12 protein-coding genes are annotated in these 13,285 nt (G+C 70.9%); 5 read left to right on the forward strand and 7 right to left on the reverse strand.

The genetic code is table 11. The features are described from left to right. Positions 1-33 precede the first annotated feature (33 nt). Positions 34-873, forward strand: a complete 840-nt coding sequence (locus O1G22_RS24020) for a hypothetical protein (protein ID WP_270083209.1) — start codon at positions 34-36, stop codon at positions 871-873. Positions 874-902: 29 nt separating this feature from the next. Here O1G22_RS24020 and O1G22_RS24025 read toward each other — a convergent pair whose 3' ends face one another. Both O1G22_RS24025 and O1G22_RS24030 read right to left on the reverse strand, forming a co-directional pair. Then, positions 903-2,783 carry a DUF2339 domain-containing protein gene (locus O1G22_RS24025; RefSeq protein WP_270083210.1) on the reverse strand — a complete coding sequence of 627 codons (1,881 nt, stop codon included), beginning with the start codon at positions 2,781-2,783 and terminating at the stop codon, positions 903-905. A 208-nt stretch (positions 2,784-2,991) separates the two neighbouring features. Continuing rightward, positions 2,992-5,364, reverse strand: coding sequence for a D-alanyl-D-alanine carboxypeptidase (locus O1G22_RS24030; protein ID WP_428986395.1), 2,373 nt, complete (start codon positions 5,362-5,364; stop codon positions 2,992-2,994). 144 nt (positions 5,365-5,508) lie between these two features. Here O1G22_RS24030 and O1G22_RS24035 point away from each other — a divergent pair, with 144 nt between their 5' ends. The 3 genes from O1G22_RS24035 (at position 5,509) to O1G22_RS24045 (ending at position 7,849) form a co-directional block, all read left to right on the forward strand. Beyond that, positions 5,509-6,267, forward strand: coding sequence for a GOLPH3/VPS74 family protein (locus O1G22_RS24035; protein ID WP_270083212.1), 759 nt, complete (start codon positions 5,509-5,511; stop codon positions 6,265-6,267). A 311-nt stretch (positions 6,268-6,578) separates the two neighbouring features. Beyond that, positions 6,579-7,436, forward strand: coding sequence for a helix-turn-helix domain-containing protein (locus tag O1G22_RS24040; RefSeq protein WP_270083213.1), 858 nt, complete (start codon positions 6,579-6,581; stop codon positions 7,434-7,436). A gap of 221 nt (positions 7,437-7,657) precedes the next feature. After that, a complete protein-coding gene (locus O1G22_RS24045) occupies positions 7,658-7,849 on the forward strand; it encodes a DUF397 domain-containing protein (protein WP_225097807.1) in 192 nt (63 codons plus the stop codon). A gap of 136 nt (positions 7,850-7,985) precedes the next feature. Here the strand turns inward: O1G22_RS24045 and O1G22_RS24050 are convergent, their stop codons facing one another. The 3 genes from O1G22_RS24050 to O1G22_RS24060 form a co-directional block, all read right to left on the reverse strand. Further along, on the reverse strand, positions 7,986-8,840 hold the full coding sequence (locus O1G22_RS24050; protein WP_270083214.1) for a MerR family transcriptional regulator: 855 nt from the start codon (positions 8,838-8,840) through the stop codon (positions 7,986-7,988). Between the two features lie 165 nt (positions 8,841-9,005). After that, positions 9,006-9,506: a glutathione peroxidase gene (locus O1G22_RS24055; RefSeq protein WP_270083215.1), complete on the reverse strand. Its 501-nt coding sequence runs from the start codon at positions 9,504-9,506 to the stop codon at positions 9,006-9,008. Positions 9,507-9,515: 9 nt separating this feature from the next. After that, positions 9,516-10,505, reverse strand: coding sequence for an ArsR/SmtB family transcription factor (locus tag O1G22_RS24060; protein ID WP_270083216.1), 990 nt, complete (start codon positions 10,503-10,505; stop codon positions 9,516-9,518). Positions 10,506-10,592: 87 nt separating this feature from the next. Between O1G22_RS24060 and O1G22_RS24065 the strand changes: the two genes are divergently transcribed. Next, the gene (locus O1G22_RS24065) at positions 10,593-11,795 is read left to right on the forward strand and encodes an MFS transporter (protein WP_270083217.1); all 1,203 of its coding nucleotides are present in this window, start codon (positions 10,593-10,595) and stop codon (positions 11,793-11,795) included. Here O1G22_RS24065 and O1G22_RS24070 read toward each other — a convergent pair. Continuing rightward, positions 11,728-12,567, reverse strand: a complete 840-nt coding sequence (locus O1G22_RS24070; RefSeq protein ID WP_428986396.1) for a slipin family protein — start codon at positions 12,565-12,567, stop codon at positions 11,728-11,730. The two genes, O1G22_RS24065 and O1G22_RS24070, sit on opposite strands and share 68 nt — an antisense overlap. 123 nt (positions 12,568-12,690) lie before the next feature. Further along, positions 12,691-13,101, reverse strand: coding sequence for a hypothetical protein (locus O1G22_RS24075; protein ID WP_270083218.1), 411 nt, complete (start codon positions 13,099-13,101; stop codon positions 12,691-12,693). Between the last annotated feature and the right edge of the window lie 184 nt (positions 13,102-13,285).

Below are 13,285 nucleotides of genomic sequence, written 5' to 3' on the forward strand. Positions count from 1 at the left end.
AGAGTATGGGCCACGGCAGGAAAGGGGAACCGCATGAGCGAAGAGACCCGCAGTGAGGTGTACGCCGAACTGGCAGCCCTGGGCCCCTACGGCGTCCGCCCCGGCCACGCCCTGATCACCATGGTCGAGCCGCGCCCTGGGCACGAGTACGCTTACAACCGCTGGTACGAGGACGACCACTACTACGCCGGCGCGATGGCCATGCCCTGGATGTACGCGGGACGGCGCTGGGTGGCGACACGGGAGCTGCAACTGCTCCGCTACCCCGAGAAGTCGGCGATCGCCCAGCCCGTCACCGCCGGCTGCTACCTCTCCACGTACTGGATCACCGCCGGCCGCTACGACGACCACATGAGGTGGACCGTCGCCATCAACAAGCGCCTCAACCGTGACGCCCGCGTCTACCACGACCGCACCCACGTGTTCACGGCCTTCCAGGACCACGAGACGACGGTCTACCGCGACGGCGCCGCCGGACCGCGGGACTTCCACGCCCTCGACCATCCCTACGCCGGCCTGGTCCTGGAGGTCGTCGACGCCCATGAGCCCGAGCAGCGCCCGCGGCTCCTGGAGTGGCTGCGCACCCGTCACCTCCCGCGCCGCCTCGCCGGCTCCCCGGCCGCGATGGTGACGCTCTTCCGCCCCACCCCCCTGCCCGGCGACCGCATGACCTACGTCAAGCAGGTCGAGGGCACGGACACCCGCCTGACCCTCCTGTGGTTCCTGGAGGCCGAGCCGGGGGAGTGCTGGGCGGAGCATTTCAGGGGGCTGGACGACCAGGTGACCGAGTCGGGCCTGGGCCGGGTCGAGCTCATGGCCCCCTTCATCCCGACGGTGCCGGGCACGGACCGGTACGTCGACCGGCTCCGCTGAACGTCACCGCTGAGCCGCTCCGCTGAACGTCACCGCGTCTTGAGCTCGTCCGGACACGGCGTACCCCGGGGCAGCTGGTACGGCGCCGCCAGCCGGTAGGTCCCCGCCTTCGGTGCCAGCAGCATCGTCCATTTGTCGCCCTTGGCGTCCTGCGGTGTCTCCATCAGACACCCGTTGACGTTGGTGTACGACTTCGGTGTGCCCTCGGGCCGGTGCTTGGAGGCCTCCGTCTCCTGCGGGGGCTTCACGCTCTTGCCGTGCGCGTCGACGATGCTCAGCCACGGCGAGTACGGGATCTTGATCAGGATCCGCCCGGCCCTGCGCACCTCCAGCGTCATCTCGCCTTGCTCGGCCCGGTCCACCACCGCGTTCGGCTCGGCGAGCGGCGCCGGATCCGTCACCTTGAACAGCTGCCAGTTGGCGTCGCCCCAGATCTGCGTCAGATACGGCATCCCACGCTGCAGCAGCGCGCGCTCCCGCTCGCCGCCGTCCCCGTCCGGGTTGTCCTTCGGCAGCACCACGAAGTGCACGGCCCACCGCTGGAGCCACTCGTGATAGTTCGCCGAGTTGAGCGTGTCGTCGTAGAAGAGCGGATTGCGCTCCATGTCGGCCTGCCGGTTCCAGCCCCGCGCCAGGTTGACGTACGGCGCGAGCGCGGACGCCTCGCGGTGCGAACGTGCCGGGACGACCTCCACCCGGCCCTTCTCGGCGCCGACCTTCTGCAGCTGGTTCACCAGCGGCGCCAGCTCCCGCGCCCAGGACGCGGCCGGGGTCGTGTGGATGATGTCGTCGACCGACTTGAAGCCGATCCAGCCGAGGAAGCCCAGGAACGCCAGCACGGTCAGATACCACTTGCGCGACTTCGGCACCTGGAACGGCAGCGCCGCGATCAGCGTGGCACCCCCGATCAGCATCGGCAGCCGCGAGATGTTCGACCCGATCTGCGAGCTGATCAGCCACACCAGCACCACGGAGAGGCTGTAGACGCCGGCCGTCAGCCGTACGGTCCTCCACTGCTTCGGCACCAGGAACAGGCACAACAGGCCGTACAGCAGCGGCATGACCACCGAGCCGAACGTCATCGGCTGGGTGCCGGAGAAGGGGAAGAGGAAGTACGACGCGGCGACCACCGCCGTCGGGGCGAGCCCCAGCGCCCACGCGCCCGGCCGCCGCTTCTGCAGGAACAGCGCGACCGCGACGAAACCGACGAACAGCCCCGAGACCGGCGAGGCCATGGTGGACAGCCCGGCCAGCGGGGCGGCCACCGCGGCCTTCGCCCAGCGTTTGTGCCGCCACTTGCGCGGCCAGCAGAACACGGCCGCGACCGCGCCGAGCGCGAACATCGTGCCGAGCCCGAAGGTCACCCGGCCCGACACCGCGTTGGCGAGGAACGCGACGACCCCGGCGAGCGAGGCCCACAGCGGGTTCTTCACCACCCGGCTGCGGATCAGGACCAGGGTCAGCAGGCCCGCCGACACGGTCCCGGCGATCATCATCGTCGTACGGACACCGAGGACGGCCATCAGATACGGCGAGACGACGCTGTACGACACCGGGTGCATGCCGCCGTACCAGGCGAGGTTGTACGCCGAGTCCGGGTGCCGGCCGACGAACTCCGCCCAGGCGTCCTGCGCCGCGAGATCGCCACCACTGTTCGCGAACGTGAAGAACCAGACGATGTGCAGGACACCCGCGAGCGCGGTGACCGACAGCACGGGGTGCCGGAGCATGCGCTGCCGCAGGGGTTCGAGGGCGACGAGGAGACGCGCGACCCGGCCGGTGGGGCTCGTAGGGCCGTTCGGGTCAGCCTTGGACAGGCGTATTCGCGGGCCGGACCCCGGCCCGGCTCCCGGGGCGGTTCCCGGGCCCGGATCGGCGTCGTCGGCGCGTGTCGGCTCCGCTGTGGCCACCTGAAGGCACTCCCCGTGTCCCGTCTTCTGTTCTCGGCCGCGTTCCCCCGAGGGTTCCTCGGTGTTCCCGGCCGCTTCTCGTCCAGTTCGCCGCCCTGTCCCGTGACCGGCGACCTGCCCCGATTCGTGACGCTAGCACGCACCCCGCCACGGGGCTCCCGGGTGGGGCGCCGTAGCGGGGTGCGTGGGGCCGGGCGAGGGGGTGAGGTCAGCCCAGACGGGTGAGCTTCGCGCCGAAACCGGGCTCGGTCAGATCCTTCTGCAGGGCGACGGGGATCTCCACCGCTCCGCCCGAGCCGTCACCCACCGTGAGCTTGGCCACGGTGGTGCCCGCCTTCGCGGTGTTCGGCACGGTGGCGGAGGTGAAGGACAGCTTCACCTCCAGACCGGACCAGCCGACCGCGGAGACGTCCTTGGTGACCACGACCGGGGTGTGCCCGCCGAGCTGGTCGTCCACGTAGCCGACCACGTCACCCTTCTTGAGGATCTTCGCCGAGGTCAGCGCGTCCTGGGCGGCGAGCAGCGCGGTCTTGCTGACCGCGTTGACCGTTTCGATGATCGACGGCTTGTGCTGACCCAGGATCGCGCCGACGATCGTCACCGTCTGCCCGCCGACCGTCTTGCGGGAGGCGAAGAGCAGGTTGCCGCCGGCCGCGGTGGTGCTGCCGGTCTTGATGCCGATCGCGCCGATGAGGTACGGCAGCTCGTTCACGTTGGGCCAGTTGCGGCCGGAGGGGTCCGTCCAGCTCGCCGCGCTGGTGATGGCGACCAGGGCGGGGACCCGCACGACCGCGCGACCGAGCTTCACCTGGTCCTCGGCCGTGGAGACGGTGGACGCCGTCAGCCCCGAGGGGTCGGTGTACGTCGTGTTCGTCATCCCCAGCTCCGTGGCGGTGGCGTTCATCTTCTTCACGAACGCCGCCTCCGAGCCCGCGTCCCAGCGCGCGAGCAGCCGGGCGATGTTGTTGGCGGAGGGGATCATGACGGCCGACAGGGCCTGCTTCTCGGTGAGGTAGTCGCCGGCCTTGACGGTGTTGAGGGTGGACTCGCCGCCGCTCTTGTCGTAGCCGCCCTCCTTCTGCGCCTGCGCGTCCACCTTGATCTTCGGGCCTTCTTCGCCCGGCTTCAGCGGGTGGTCGCGCAGGATGATGTACGCGGTCATGGTCTTGGCGACCGAGCCGATCGCCACCGGCGTCTGCTTGCCGAAGTGGCCCATCGTGCCGATGCCGTCACCGTCCATCCAGCCCTGGCCCTCGCTCGGCCAGGGCAGGTTCACCTGGCCGCCCTGGAAGGTGTAGCTGCCCTTGGCGGTGAGCGCGAGGGCGGGGGACGGCAGCGGGCGCAGCGCCTGTACGACGACGAAGACGATCGCCAGCAGCAGCACCAGCGGGGTCCAGATCTTGACCCGGCGCACGAGCGTACGGACCGGGGTCTCCGGGGGCGGCGGCGTGTTCGTCAGCTCCGCCAGCAGGTCCAGCGGGGGCTTGGGCGGGAGCGGCTGCTGAGTGGTGCGCTCGGGGCCGACCTGGGGGACGGGCGTGGTGACGTCGGCCTTCGGCTCCTTCGGTCCCTTCGGCTCCTTCGGTCCCTTCAGATCCGGCAGATCCGGCTTCAGCGCGACGAACTTGCTGGTCCGCTCGGGGTCGGAGCCGAGTTTGAGCATGGTCGTCGGCTGGTCGACCTCGGGCTGCTTGCGGGGGGCCTTGAAAACGGCGGTCGGCTGATCGATGGCCTGCGGCGCGTCGGCGTCGGCGTCGGGGGTCTTGGCCTCGGCTTCGCCTTCGGCGTCCGCGTTCCCACCCGCACGGGTTGCCTGCGGCGCGTCGGGGGCGTTCGCCTCGGCTTCGTCTTCGGCGTCCGTGTTCCCACCCGCGCCACCCGTGCGGGTCTCGTCGTTGCCTGCGGGTGGCCCCTGTGGGGCGTCCTCACCGTCGGCGGCTTCCGGCTTGTCGCCTGCCGGCTTGTCGCTCTGTTCGGACGCCTCGGCTGCGCCGTCGTCGCCCTCGGTCCGCTCGGACTTCGCCTCAGCCTCGTCCTCTTCCGTGTCAGGCTCGGCGTCCGCGTCAGCCTCGGCCTTCTCGCGCGCGTCAGCCTTGGCGTCGGCCTTCTCCTCCTCGTCGGCGGTCTCCTCGGCTGTGGTCGCCGTAGCCTCCGTGGCGGTGTCCGCCTCAGTGGCACCGTCGGATTCGGTCGTCGCGTCCCCGGTGTTCTCCTCGGCCGGGTCGGCCGCTGGCTTCGCGGCCGCAACCGTTCCGGCCCCGGCGTCGGCCTCGGGCGCGTCAGCGTCCCGTACCCAGGCCGACACCGCTTCCTGCAGAGCGGCATCCTCGGACTCGGCCTCGGCCTTGGCGGTGGCCGGGACCGTCAGGACCTTCGTCGCCGTGTCCACCCCACCGGCATCCGCGGAATCCTTTTCCCTGGAGACCGCGAGACGCGGATCGCGGGCCTCGGGAACCGAACCCCCGCTCCCCGGCGTCGGTTCCGCCGACGACTCGCGCTGCTTCGACCTGTCGGGGGACTCGCCCGCCACCGATGCCTCCTCCTGCGCCGCACGTTCATCCGCGCGCTCTGTCCGAACCATGTACCAGTGTCCTGTGTGAGGGCTTGGCCCCTGGGCTAGACGAGAACGACATACCTACCGGTTCCCTCACGAACCGGTCACGCACCCTCGACAGACCAATGTGAGAGGGGTCACCCTGTCATTCATCCACGCGGGGAGGCATGGATGGGCAGGAGCCGCAGAACACTTCCGGAGGAGCTTCTGCTGCTGGCGTTGGACCCGGCCACGGGTACCACCGCGCAGCCGCAGTCGCTCGACCTCGGTCTGGCCGGTGCACAGCTAGTGGAGCTGGCGCTGGCCGGACGGATAGCCCCAGACGGGGATCGTATCGCCGTGGTAGCCCCACGGCCGACTGGAGATCCGACATTGGACTGCGCGTTGGAGTTGCTGCGAAGGCGTGGCGCTCCCGTGCGTGCCGTCCATTGGATCGGCGGGCCCCGGCTGGGGCTCCGTCAGACGTATCTCTCGCATCTGGAGCGGTGCGGCATGGTCGCCGCCGTACCGGGCCAGATGTGCGGGGTGCTGCCGACGACGCGCTACCAGGCGACGGACACCGCCATCAGCCGGGAGATCAGGGCCCGGCTGGACTCCGCGATCCGCACCGGCGTACCGCCGGACCCGCGGACCGCGGCGCTCGCCGCCCTGGCGCACGCCGTCGGACTGGGCAAGCACCTGTATCCGGGCAACGAGGGACGCTCCTCCCGTTCCCGGCTGCGGGACTTGATCCGGCACGATCCGATGGGCGGGCTCGTCGCGCACGCCGTGATGGACGTGCAGAACGGTGCGGTCGCACAGCCGCGCCGCGGACCTGCCGCCACCGCCGCACGGCAGGGTGCGGCCGGTGCCAGGACCGCGGCGGAACCCGCTCGTGGGGTTCCGATGCAGCCGCGCCACGGTTCCATGGCACGTGCCGTGGTCCACTGAGCTGTACCGGGCCGTACCGGCCGTACGGGCACTGTGAGCCGTACGAGCCGTAACTCCGGTCCCCCAGACCCGGTTCGGGAGCCGCTGGTCAGAGCGGGGCGGTGAGATCTTCGTGGTCTCGCCGTCCCGCTCGACTGCGTCCATGCCGCCGGCCGCGGCACCCCAACGGGTGGCGGACGGTGGCGAACTGACGTGCACGCGCCGCATATCCTTCGTTTCCCAGCGGTAGAAAGCACCTTGGTGGCAGTCTGCTCAGCAGCAGATACGGAAAGTGTTAAGGAAACAGGCAGGCAGCCGGAGGTGCACGTCCCGTGGCGTCCAATGTCAATCCCACCGTCAGGCGACGCCGGCTGGGCCAGGAGCTGCGCAGGCTCCGCGAGCTCAAGGGCATGACGGCCGAGGAAGTTGCGGAGCGGCTGCTCGTTTCGCAGTCGAAGATCAGCCGGCTGGAGAACGGCCGGAGAAGCATCAGTCAGCGCGATGTGCGTGACCTGTGCGGGGTGTACGAGGTCGAGGACCAGCGGATCGTCGACTCGCTGATGGAGATGGCCCGGGATTCCCGGCAGCAGGGATGGTGGCACACGTTCGGGGACATCCCGTACAGCGTCTACATCGGCCTGGAGACCGACGCCGAGTCGCTGCGGGTGTACGAACCCCAACTGGTGACCGGTCTGTTGCAGACCCGCGCCTACGCGGAGGCCCTCGTCCAGGGCGCGTTGCCGGAGACCTCGCCGGCCGACATCGAGAAGCGCGTGCAGGTGCGGATGCGCCGACAGGAACGTATCACCGCCGAGAACAACCCGCTTCGGCTGTGGGTGGTGCTCGACGAGGCGGCACTGAAGCGCGTCGTCGGCGGCAAGCTGGTGATGCGTGAGCAGCTGGAGCATCTGATCGAGATGTCCCAGCTGCCCCATGTCACCGTGCAGGTGCTGCCGTTCGAGGTGGGCGCGCATCCGGGGCTCAACGGGCAGTACGCGATCCTGGAGTTCACCGACGCGGCCGACTCCAGCGTGGTCTACCTGGAGGGCGTCACCAGCGACCTGTACCTGGAGAAGGCGCCGGACGTGCAGAAGTACGCCGTGATGTACGAGCACTTGCGGGCACAGTCCCTCAATGTGGAGCAATCCCGGCAATACATTGCGGACGTGGCGAAGACGTACGCGGACTGAGCCGTCGCCACGTCGTAGAGACGGAAGGCGCCGGATCGTACACCGTGGTCCACTCCAATGGAAGGCTCGCCTGGAATATGCCATCCGGTCGAGTGAACGACTACTCCAGCGGGGTCAGTTGCCCGGTAGCGTCGATCACGCCAATCAGCCGAGAAGGTTGGCGTGAAAACGCACCACCGCATCACCGCAACTCGCAACTGCAACTCGCAACAGGAGTGGACATGGCACTGATTCAGGGCGCTTCGGAGACGTGGATGAAGTCCTCCTACTCGGCGGGCAACGGCGCCTGCGTGGAGGTCAAGCTGCCCGCCGACGCCGCACTCGCGGTCCGCGACTCGAAGAACGTCGAGGGCCCGGTCCTGGCCTTCCCCACCGACGCCTGGAACGCCTTCGTGGCCTCGGTCAAGGCCTAGGGGGCTCTCCCTGACCCTTGTCCATAGAGCCCACCGACGAACACAACTGCACAGCACCACCTCCCCAAGAGCCCTCTCGACCGGTCGCCGTCCTTGCCGAGAGGGCTCGGTGCTGTCCAGTGACAGCCGACAGGGCCTAGGGGAGGACCGGGAAGGCGATGTCACACACCGGGTCCTGCGGCCCCGCCGCGTCCCAGTCGGCGAAGTAGATCTCCCGGCACGGCCCGGCCGCCGTCAGCCCTCGCCCGCTCATCCACTGCTCCACCGCCTCGAAGGCGGCCAGGATCTGCGGATGCGCGACCTGCGCCTTGGTGATCCGGGTGAAGGCCAGCCGCGCCGCCGGCTCCCTGCGCACCCTGGTCTCCCAGGCCCGCCCGGCCCGCTCGGCCCAGGCCCGCGCCGCCGCCTCGTCGGCCACCGGCACGCAGGCCTCGGCCGGCCCGTCGCTCTCCATCGAGACCTCGGCGTGGTAGACCACGAACGGCGCCCCGGTCACACCGCCGCACTCCCGCGCGCCGCTCGTCAGCCGCTCCAGCGACCCGCCGATCCACGTCGGCAGCTCGTCCGCCAGTGTGTGCCGCGACTCGGTGATCACCAGCTGCGCCGGTACGTCCACCGTCTCCACCACGAACTTCCCGTACATCTCGGAGCTCCTCCCCGACAGCCGTCCACGGAGGTACTCGGCGAGCGTCCGCTGCCCGGCCACCCGGTGCTCCACGTCCGCCCAATAGGCGCCCAGCCGCTCGGCGGCCTCGTCGCCGCCCTCCGCCCCGACCACGTCGGCGATCCGGGCGAGCGGCATGTCCAGCTGGCGCAGCAGGGCCACCAGACGGGCGCGTTCGACCTGGTCGGCGCGGTAGTAGCGGTAGCCGCTGGCCTCGTCGACATGGGCCGGGGCCAGCAGGCCGAGCCGGTCGTACAGCCGCAGAGCCTTGGCCGACAGGCGGGCCCGGGCGGCGAACGCGCCGATGGTGAGCAGGTCGTCGTCCATACCGGCATCCTCCGTCACCGGACGCCGTTCGCCCGGTGACCGGGACGCTCGCCCTTGCCCCAGGGGCAAGGTCAACCCGCTAGGGCCTGTCCGGCGGATCCTGTCGGAGACGCGTCGGCCGGATGGAGCCGCGCATTTCCTCCGACCTGATCCGCCGGGCAGGCCTTAGCCCAGCTGGGCCTCGATGGCCGTCACGACCGCGTCGGACTCCGGCTCGGTCTGCGGCGAGAAGCGGGCGACGACGGTGCCGTCGCGGCCGATCAGGAACTTCTCGAAGTTCCAGCGGATGTCCCCGCTGTGCCCCTCGGCGTCCGCGAACTCGACGAGCCGCTCGTACAGCGGGTGCCGGCCCTCGCCGTTCACCTCCACCTTCTCGGTCAGCGGGAAGGTCACGCCGTACGTCGCCGAGCAGAACTCCGCGATCTCCTCGGCGCTGCCGGGCTCCTGCCCGAGGAACTGGTTGCAGGGCACGCCGAGAACGGTGAAGCCCTGCGCCGCGTAACGCTCCTGGAGCTTCTCCAGTCCCGTGTACTGGGGGGTGAGGCCGCACTTGGAGGCCACGTTCACGATGAGGACGGCCTGGCCGGCGTACCGCGACAGGTCGGCGGGGCCGCCGGTGAGGGCGTCGATCTCGACATTCAGGGGGCTGTGGTCAGCAGTCGTCATGCCCGGATACTAGGCGGGCGGGATGACGGCCCGGCCACCCGCCGCCTCCATCAGGACATCTCCCGCCGCCGTCCGCCCGTACAGCACCGAGCGCCCCGCCCGTCGGCGCTCCACCAGGCCTGCCTCCCGCAGCACCTTCAGATGGCGGCCCACCGAGCCCAGGCCCTGTCCCGTCAGTGCCGTCAGCTGGGTCGTGCTCAGAGGGGAGCCGAGGAGGATCAGGACCGCGGCGCGGGACGGGCCCAGCAGCGCGCCGAGGCCGGCCGGGACGACTCGGTCGCCGGGGTCGGCGAGGACGCCGGCGCACGGGTAGACCGCCGCGTAGCGGATCCCGTCCTCCCAGGCCACCCACCCCGCCCGCTGCACGGTCACCGGCACGAACAGCAGCTCGGCGCCGGAGATCTCGCGGGGCGGGTACTCGTGCAGATTGATCTGGAGGCGGTTCTCGCCGAGCCAGCGCGTCCGGCCCGGCCGCAGGGCGTCCAGGACGCTCACCCAGCCGCCCCGGCTCACCTGCGCCGTTCGCGCGACCACGTCCGCCTCCAGCACGCGCCGACGCCGCTCCCAGTACGGCTGTACCGTCTCCTCCCACACCCACTCCAGCAGTACGGCCGCCCGCTCGGGCAGATCGTCCCGGTCCAGCGTCGCGGGGAGCGGACCGGCGAGGGCGGTGCGCAGATGGGCGCGGGCCGCGTCGGGGGCGGTCGCGCGGACCCGGGCGACCTCGTCGGCGAACGGCTCGTCGCCGCGCGGGGTGGGCGTCAGGAAGTCGGCGATCCAGTCCCGGCCGAGCCCGGCCCGTACCAGCAGCCCGGTCACCGGGTCCGCCGCCAACAGCTCCCGGTAGCCGGGCAGATGGCGGCTCAGCCACGCCTGCTCACCGGGATGCGCCGCGTCACCGGCGTGCAGCAGCTTCAGGGACGCGAAGGTCTCGGCGAGCGGCGAGACGACGAACCGGCTGAGGGCGAGCGTGTCCGCGTTCAGCTGCCACCAACCCACCCCGGGTACCCCCTCACGGCCGTACGACCTTTCGCGCCTCGGCGAAACAGTAACGGCACCGGCCCGGCCCGCCGGAGACTCCAGGCCATGCCCTCCTACCGCTCGCTGTTCCGCACCCCGGAGTTCACCCCGCTCTTCCTCGCCACGGCCGCGCAGACCGCCGCGCAGACCGTCGGTGGACTGGCCCTCGGCACGCTCGTGTACCGGGCCACCGGCTCCCCGCTGCTGTCGGCGGTGAGCATGTTCGGCCCGTCCCTCGCGCAGGTGCTGGGCGCGACGGTCCTGCTCTCCGGTGCCGACCGGCTGCCGCCGCGTACGGCCCTGTCCGCGATCGCGCTGGCCTTCGCGGCCGGTACGGCGGTGCAGGCGCTGCCCGGCCTGCCGGTGGCCGCGGTCTTCGCCGTCGTCCTCGTCCTGGGCCTCGTGGCATCGCTCGGCGGCGGGGTCCGCTGGGGCCTGCTGAACGAGATCCTGACCAAGGACGGCTATCTGCCGGGGCGTTCGCTGTTCAACATGGTGAACGGGCTCATGCAGGTCGCCGGCTTCGCCACCGGCGGTGCCCTGCTCGCCGCGCTGTCCCCACGGGTCTGCCTCCTGCTGTCGGCGGCCCTGTATTTGTCGGCGGCGCTGGTACTGCGCCTGGGCCTGTCCGCCCGCCCGCCGCGCACCGCGGGCCGCCCCTCCGCGGCGGCGACCCGCCGGATCAACGCCCTGCTGTGGTCGTCCCGTGCCCGCCGGCTGACCTATCTGGGCCTGTGGCTGCCCAACGGCCTGGTCGTCGGCTGCGAGTCGCTCTACGTGTCGTACGCCCCGCACGCGGCCGGCACCCTGTTCGCCTGCGGGGCGCTCGGCATGTTCGCGGGTGACGTGACGATCGGCCGTGTACTGCCGCCCGCGGTACGGCGCCGGCTGGCCACGCCCCTGCTGCTGTTGCTGGCGACGCCGTACCTGCTGTTCGCCGCGCACCCGCCACTGCCGTTGGCGATGGTGTGCGTGACGCTCGCGTCGGCCGGTTTCGGTGCGAGCCTGGTCCAGCAGGAGCGGCTGATGGAACTGACGCCGGACGAACTCGCCGGGCAGGCCCTGGGGTTGCACTCGGCGGGGATGCTGACGCTGCAGGGCGTGAGCGCGACGCTGGCCGGGACGGTGGCCCAGTTCACCTCGCCCGCCGCGGGGATGACGGTGATGGCGGCGGGCTCGGTGCTGGTGACGCTGACGCTGGCTACGGCCGGTCGTCGTGCTCCTGAGCCGGGCCGGCAGCCGGAGCCGCTGAGGACGGAGGCCTGTTGAGATCGGAGTCGATCTTCTGCACGGCCCGGTCGAAGTAGCGCAGCAGCTCGACGGGGAAGGGCATCACGAGGGTGGAGTTCTTCTCGGCGGCGACCTCGACGACGGTCTGGAGGAGCCGCAGCTGCATGGCCTCGGGCGTGTCGGCCATGATCCGCGACGCGTTGGCGAGCTGCTGCGCGGCCTGGAACTCACCGTCGGCGGTGATGACCCGGGCCCGCCGCTCCCGCTCGGCCTCGGCCTGCCGCGACATGGACCGCTTCAGCGACTCGGGCAGCTGGACGTCCTTGATCTCGACGCGGTCGATGTGGATGCCCCACGCGGCGGCGGGGCTGTCGATCATCAGGGCGAGCCCTTCGTGCAACCGCTCCCGGTCACTCAGCAGGTCGTCCAGGTCGCTCTTGCCGATGATGGACCGCAGGGAGGACTGGGCGACCTGCCCGACGGCGAAGACGTAGTCCTGCACCTCGATGGCGGCCCGCACCGGGTCGATCACCCGGAAGTAGACGACCGCGTCGACCTTCACCGACACGTTGTCCCTGGTGATGCCCTCCTGCGTGGGCACGGGCATCGTCACGACCTGCACGTTCACCTTGCGCATCCGGTCGGCGAACGGGATCAGGAAGGTGATCCCGGGCTGCCGGCTCCCCGGCAGCGCCTTCCCCCACCGGAACACCACCCCGCGCTCCACCTGGTTGACGACCCGCATCCCGCTCTTCAGCACGAGCAGCACCAGCAACCCCACGACGACGACCGCTACCACGGTGGCTCCCACGGCAGTCCCTCCCTCGCATCCGGTACGGACAAGGACACTCCCCGAGGGCCGAACGGATGCGGCTGCCGCGTCATGACTACGTCAAAATCGGGGCGGGGCCGGGGCGTTGATTCAACTGCGCCCCTACCGCTCCGGGTCCCAGCCCACGAGCTGGTCGAAGAGACGCCGGTCGCCGTCGAGTTTCGGCGAGTCCAGCGGAATACGGCAGTAGAGGGCGAGGACCAGCTCATGGGCCGTGCCTCGGGCGGAGGCGGCGGCCGCGTCCGGCTCCTGGTCGGCGGAGGTGGCGGAGGTGGCAGCGGGCATGGTGCCGGGTGCGGGCAGGCGGGCGGCCCGTGCGCCGTCGCCGGAGAGCCAGTTGCGCCAGGGGCGGCCCTCGGCGGTGTGGTGGTCGACGGCAGCGGGCTCGTGCAGGACGACCGTCGTGGTGCAGAAGGTGGACAGGAACTCCTCGACCCCGTCGAGTGCCACCTCGTCCGGCAGCGGCCGCGGGGCGCCCACGGCGAGCTGGGCGTCGTAGGTGTGCACCGTCATTTCGTGGGCGATCGCCGCGCCGAAGGCGGTCGACCGCTCGTCGATCAGCCGCAGCAGATCGGGGAACTCCAGAGTCTTTTCCGCTCCGTGTGTCTGTCACCGTGCTCCGCCGACCGGCACGCGGTTTTCGCAACCGCCGTAGCCGCCACACGGTCACCCGTCGACCGCGCCCGCCCGCCGCTTG

This window comes from Streptomyces camelliae, from assembly GCF_027625935.1.
GTDB lineage: Bacteria > Actinomycetota > Actinomycetes > Streptomycetales > Streptomycetaceae > Streptomyces > Streptomyces camelliae.

Excerpts from the sequence above, each read along its gene's own strand:
- O1G22_RS24020 (WP_270083209.1), top strand. The coding sequence starts at position 34 with ATGAGCGAAGAGACCCGCAGTGAGGTGTACGCCGAACTGGCAGCCCTG.
- O1G22_RS24030 (WP_428986395.1), bottom strand. The coding sequence starts at position 5,364 with ATGGTTCGGACAGAGCGCGCGGATGAACGTGCGGCGCAGGAGGAGGCA.
- O1G22_RS24035 (WP_270083212.1), top strand. The coding sequence starts at position 5,509 with ATGGGCAGGAGCCGCAGAACACTTCCGGAGGAGCTTCTGCTGCTGGCG.
- O1G22_RS24045 (WP_225097807.1), top strand. The coding sequence starts at position 7,658 with ATGGCACTGATTCAGGGCGCTTCGGAGACGTGGATGAAGTCCTCCTAC.
- O1G22_RS24050 (WP_270083214.1), bottom strand. The coding sequence starts at position 8,840 with ATGGACGACGACCTGCTCACCATCGGCGCGTTCGCCGCCCGGGCCCGC.
- O1G22_RS24055 (WP_270083215.1), bottom strand. The coding sequence starts at position 9,506 with ATGACGACTGCTGACCACAGCCCCCTGAATGTCGAGATCGACGCCCTC.
- O1G22_RS24065 (WP_270083217.1), top strand. The coding sequence starts at position 10,593 with ATGCCCTCCTACCGCTCGCTGTTCCGCACCCCGGAGTTCACCCCGCTC.
- O1G22_RS24075 (WP_270083218.1), bottom strand. The coding sequence starts at position 13,101 with ATGACGGTGCACACCTACGACGCCCAGCTCGCCGTGGGCGCCCCGCGG.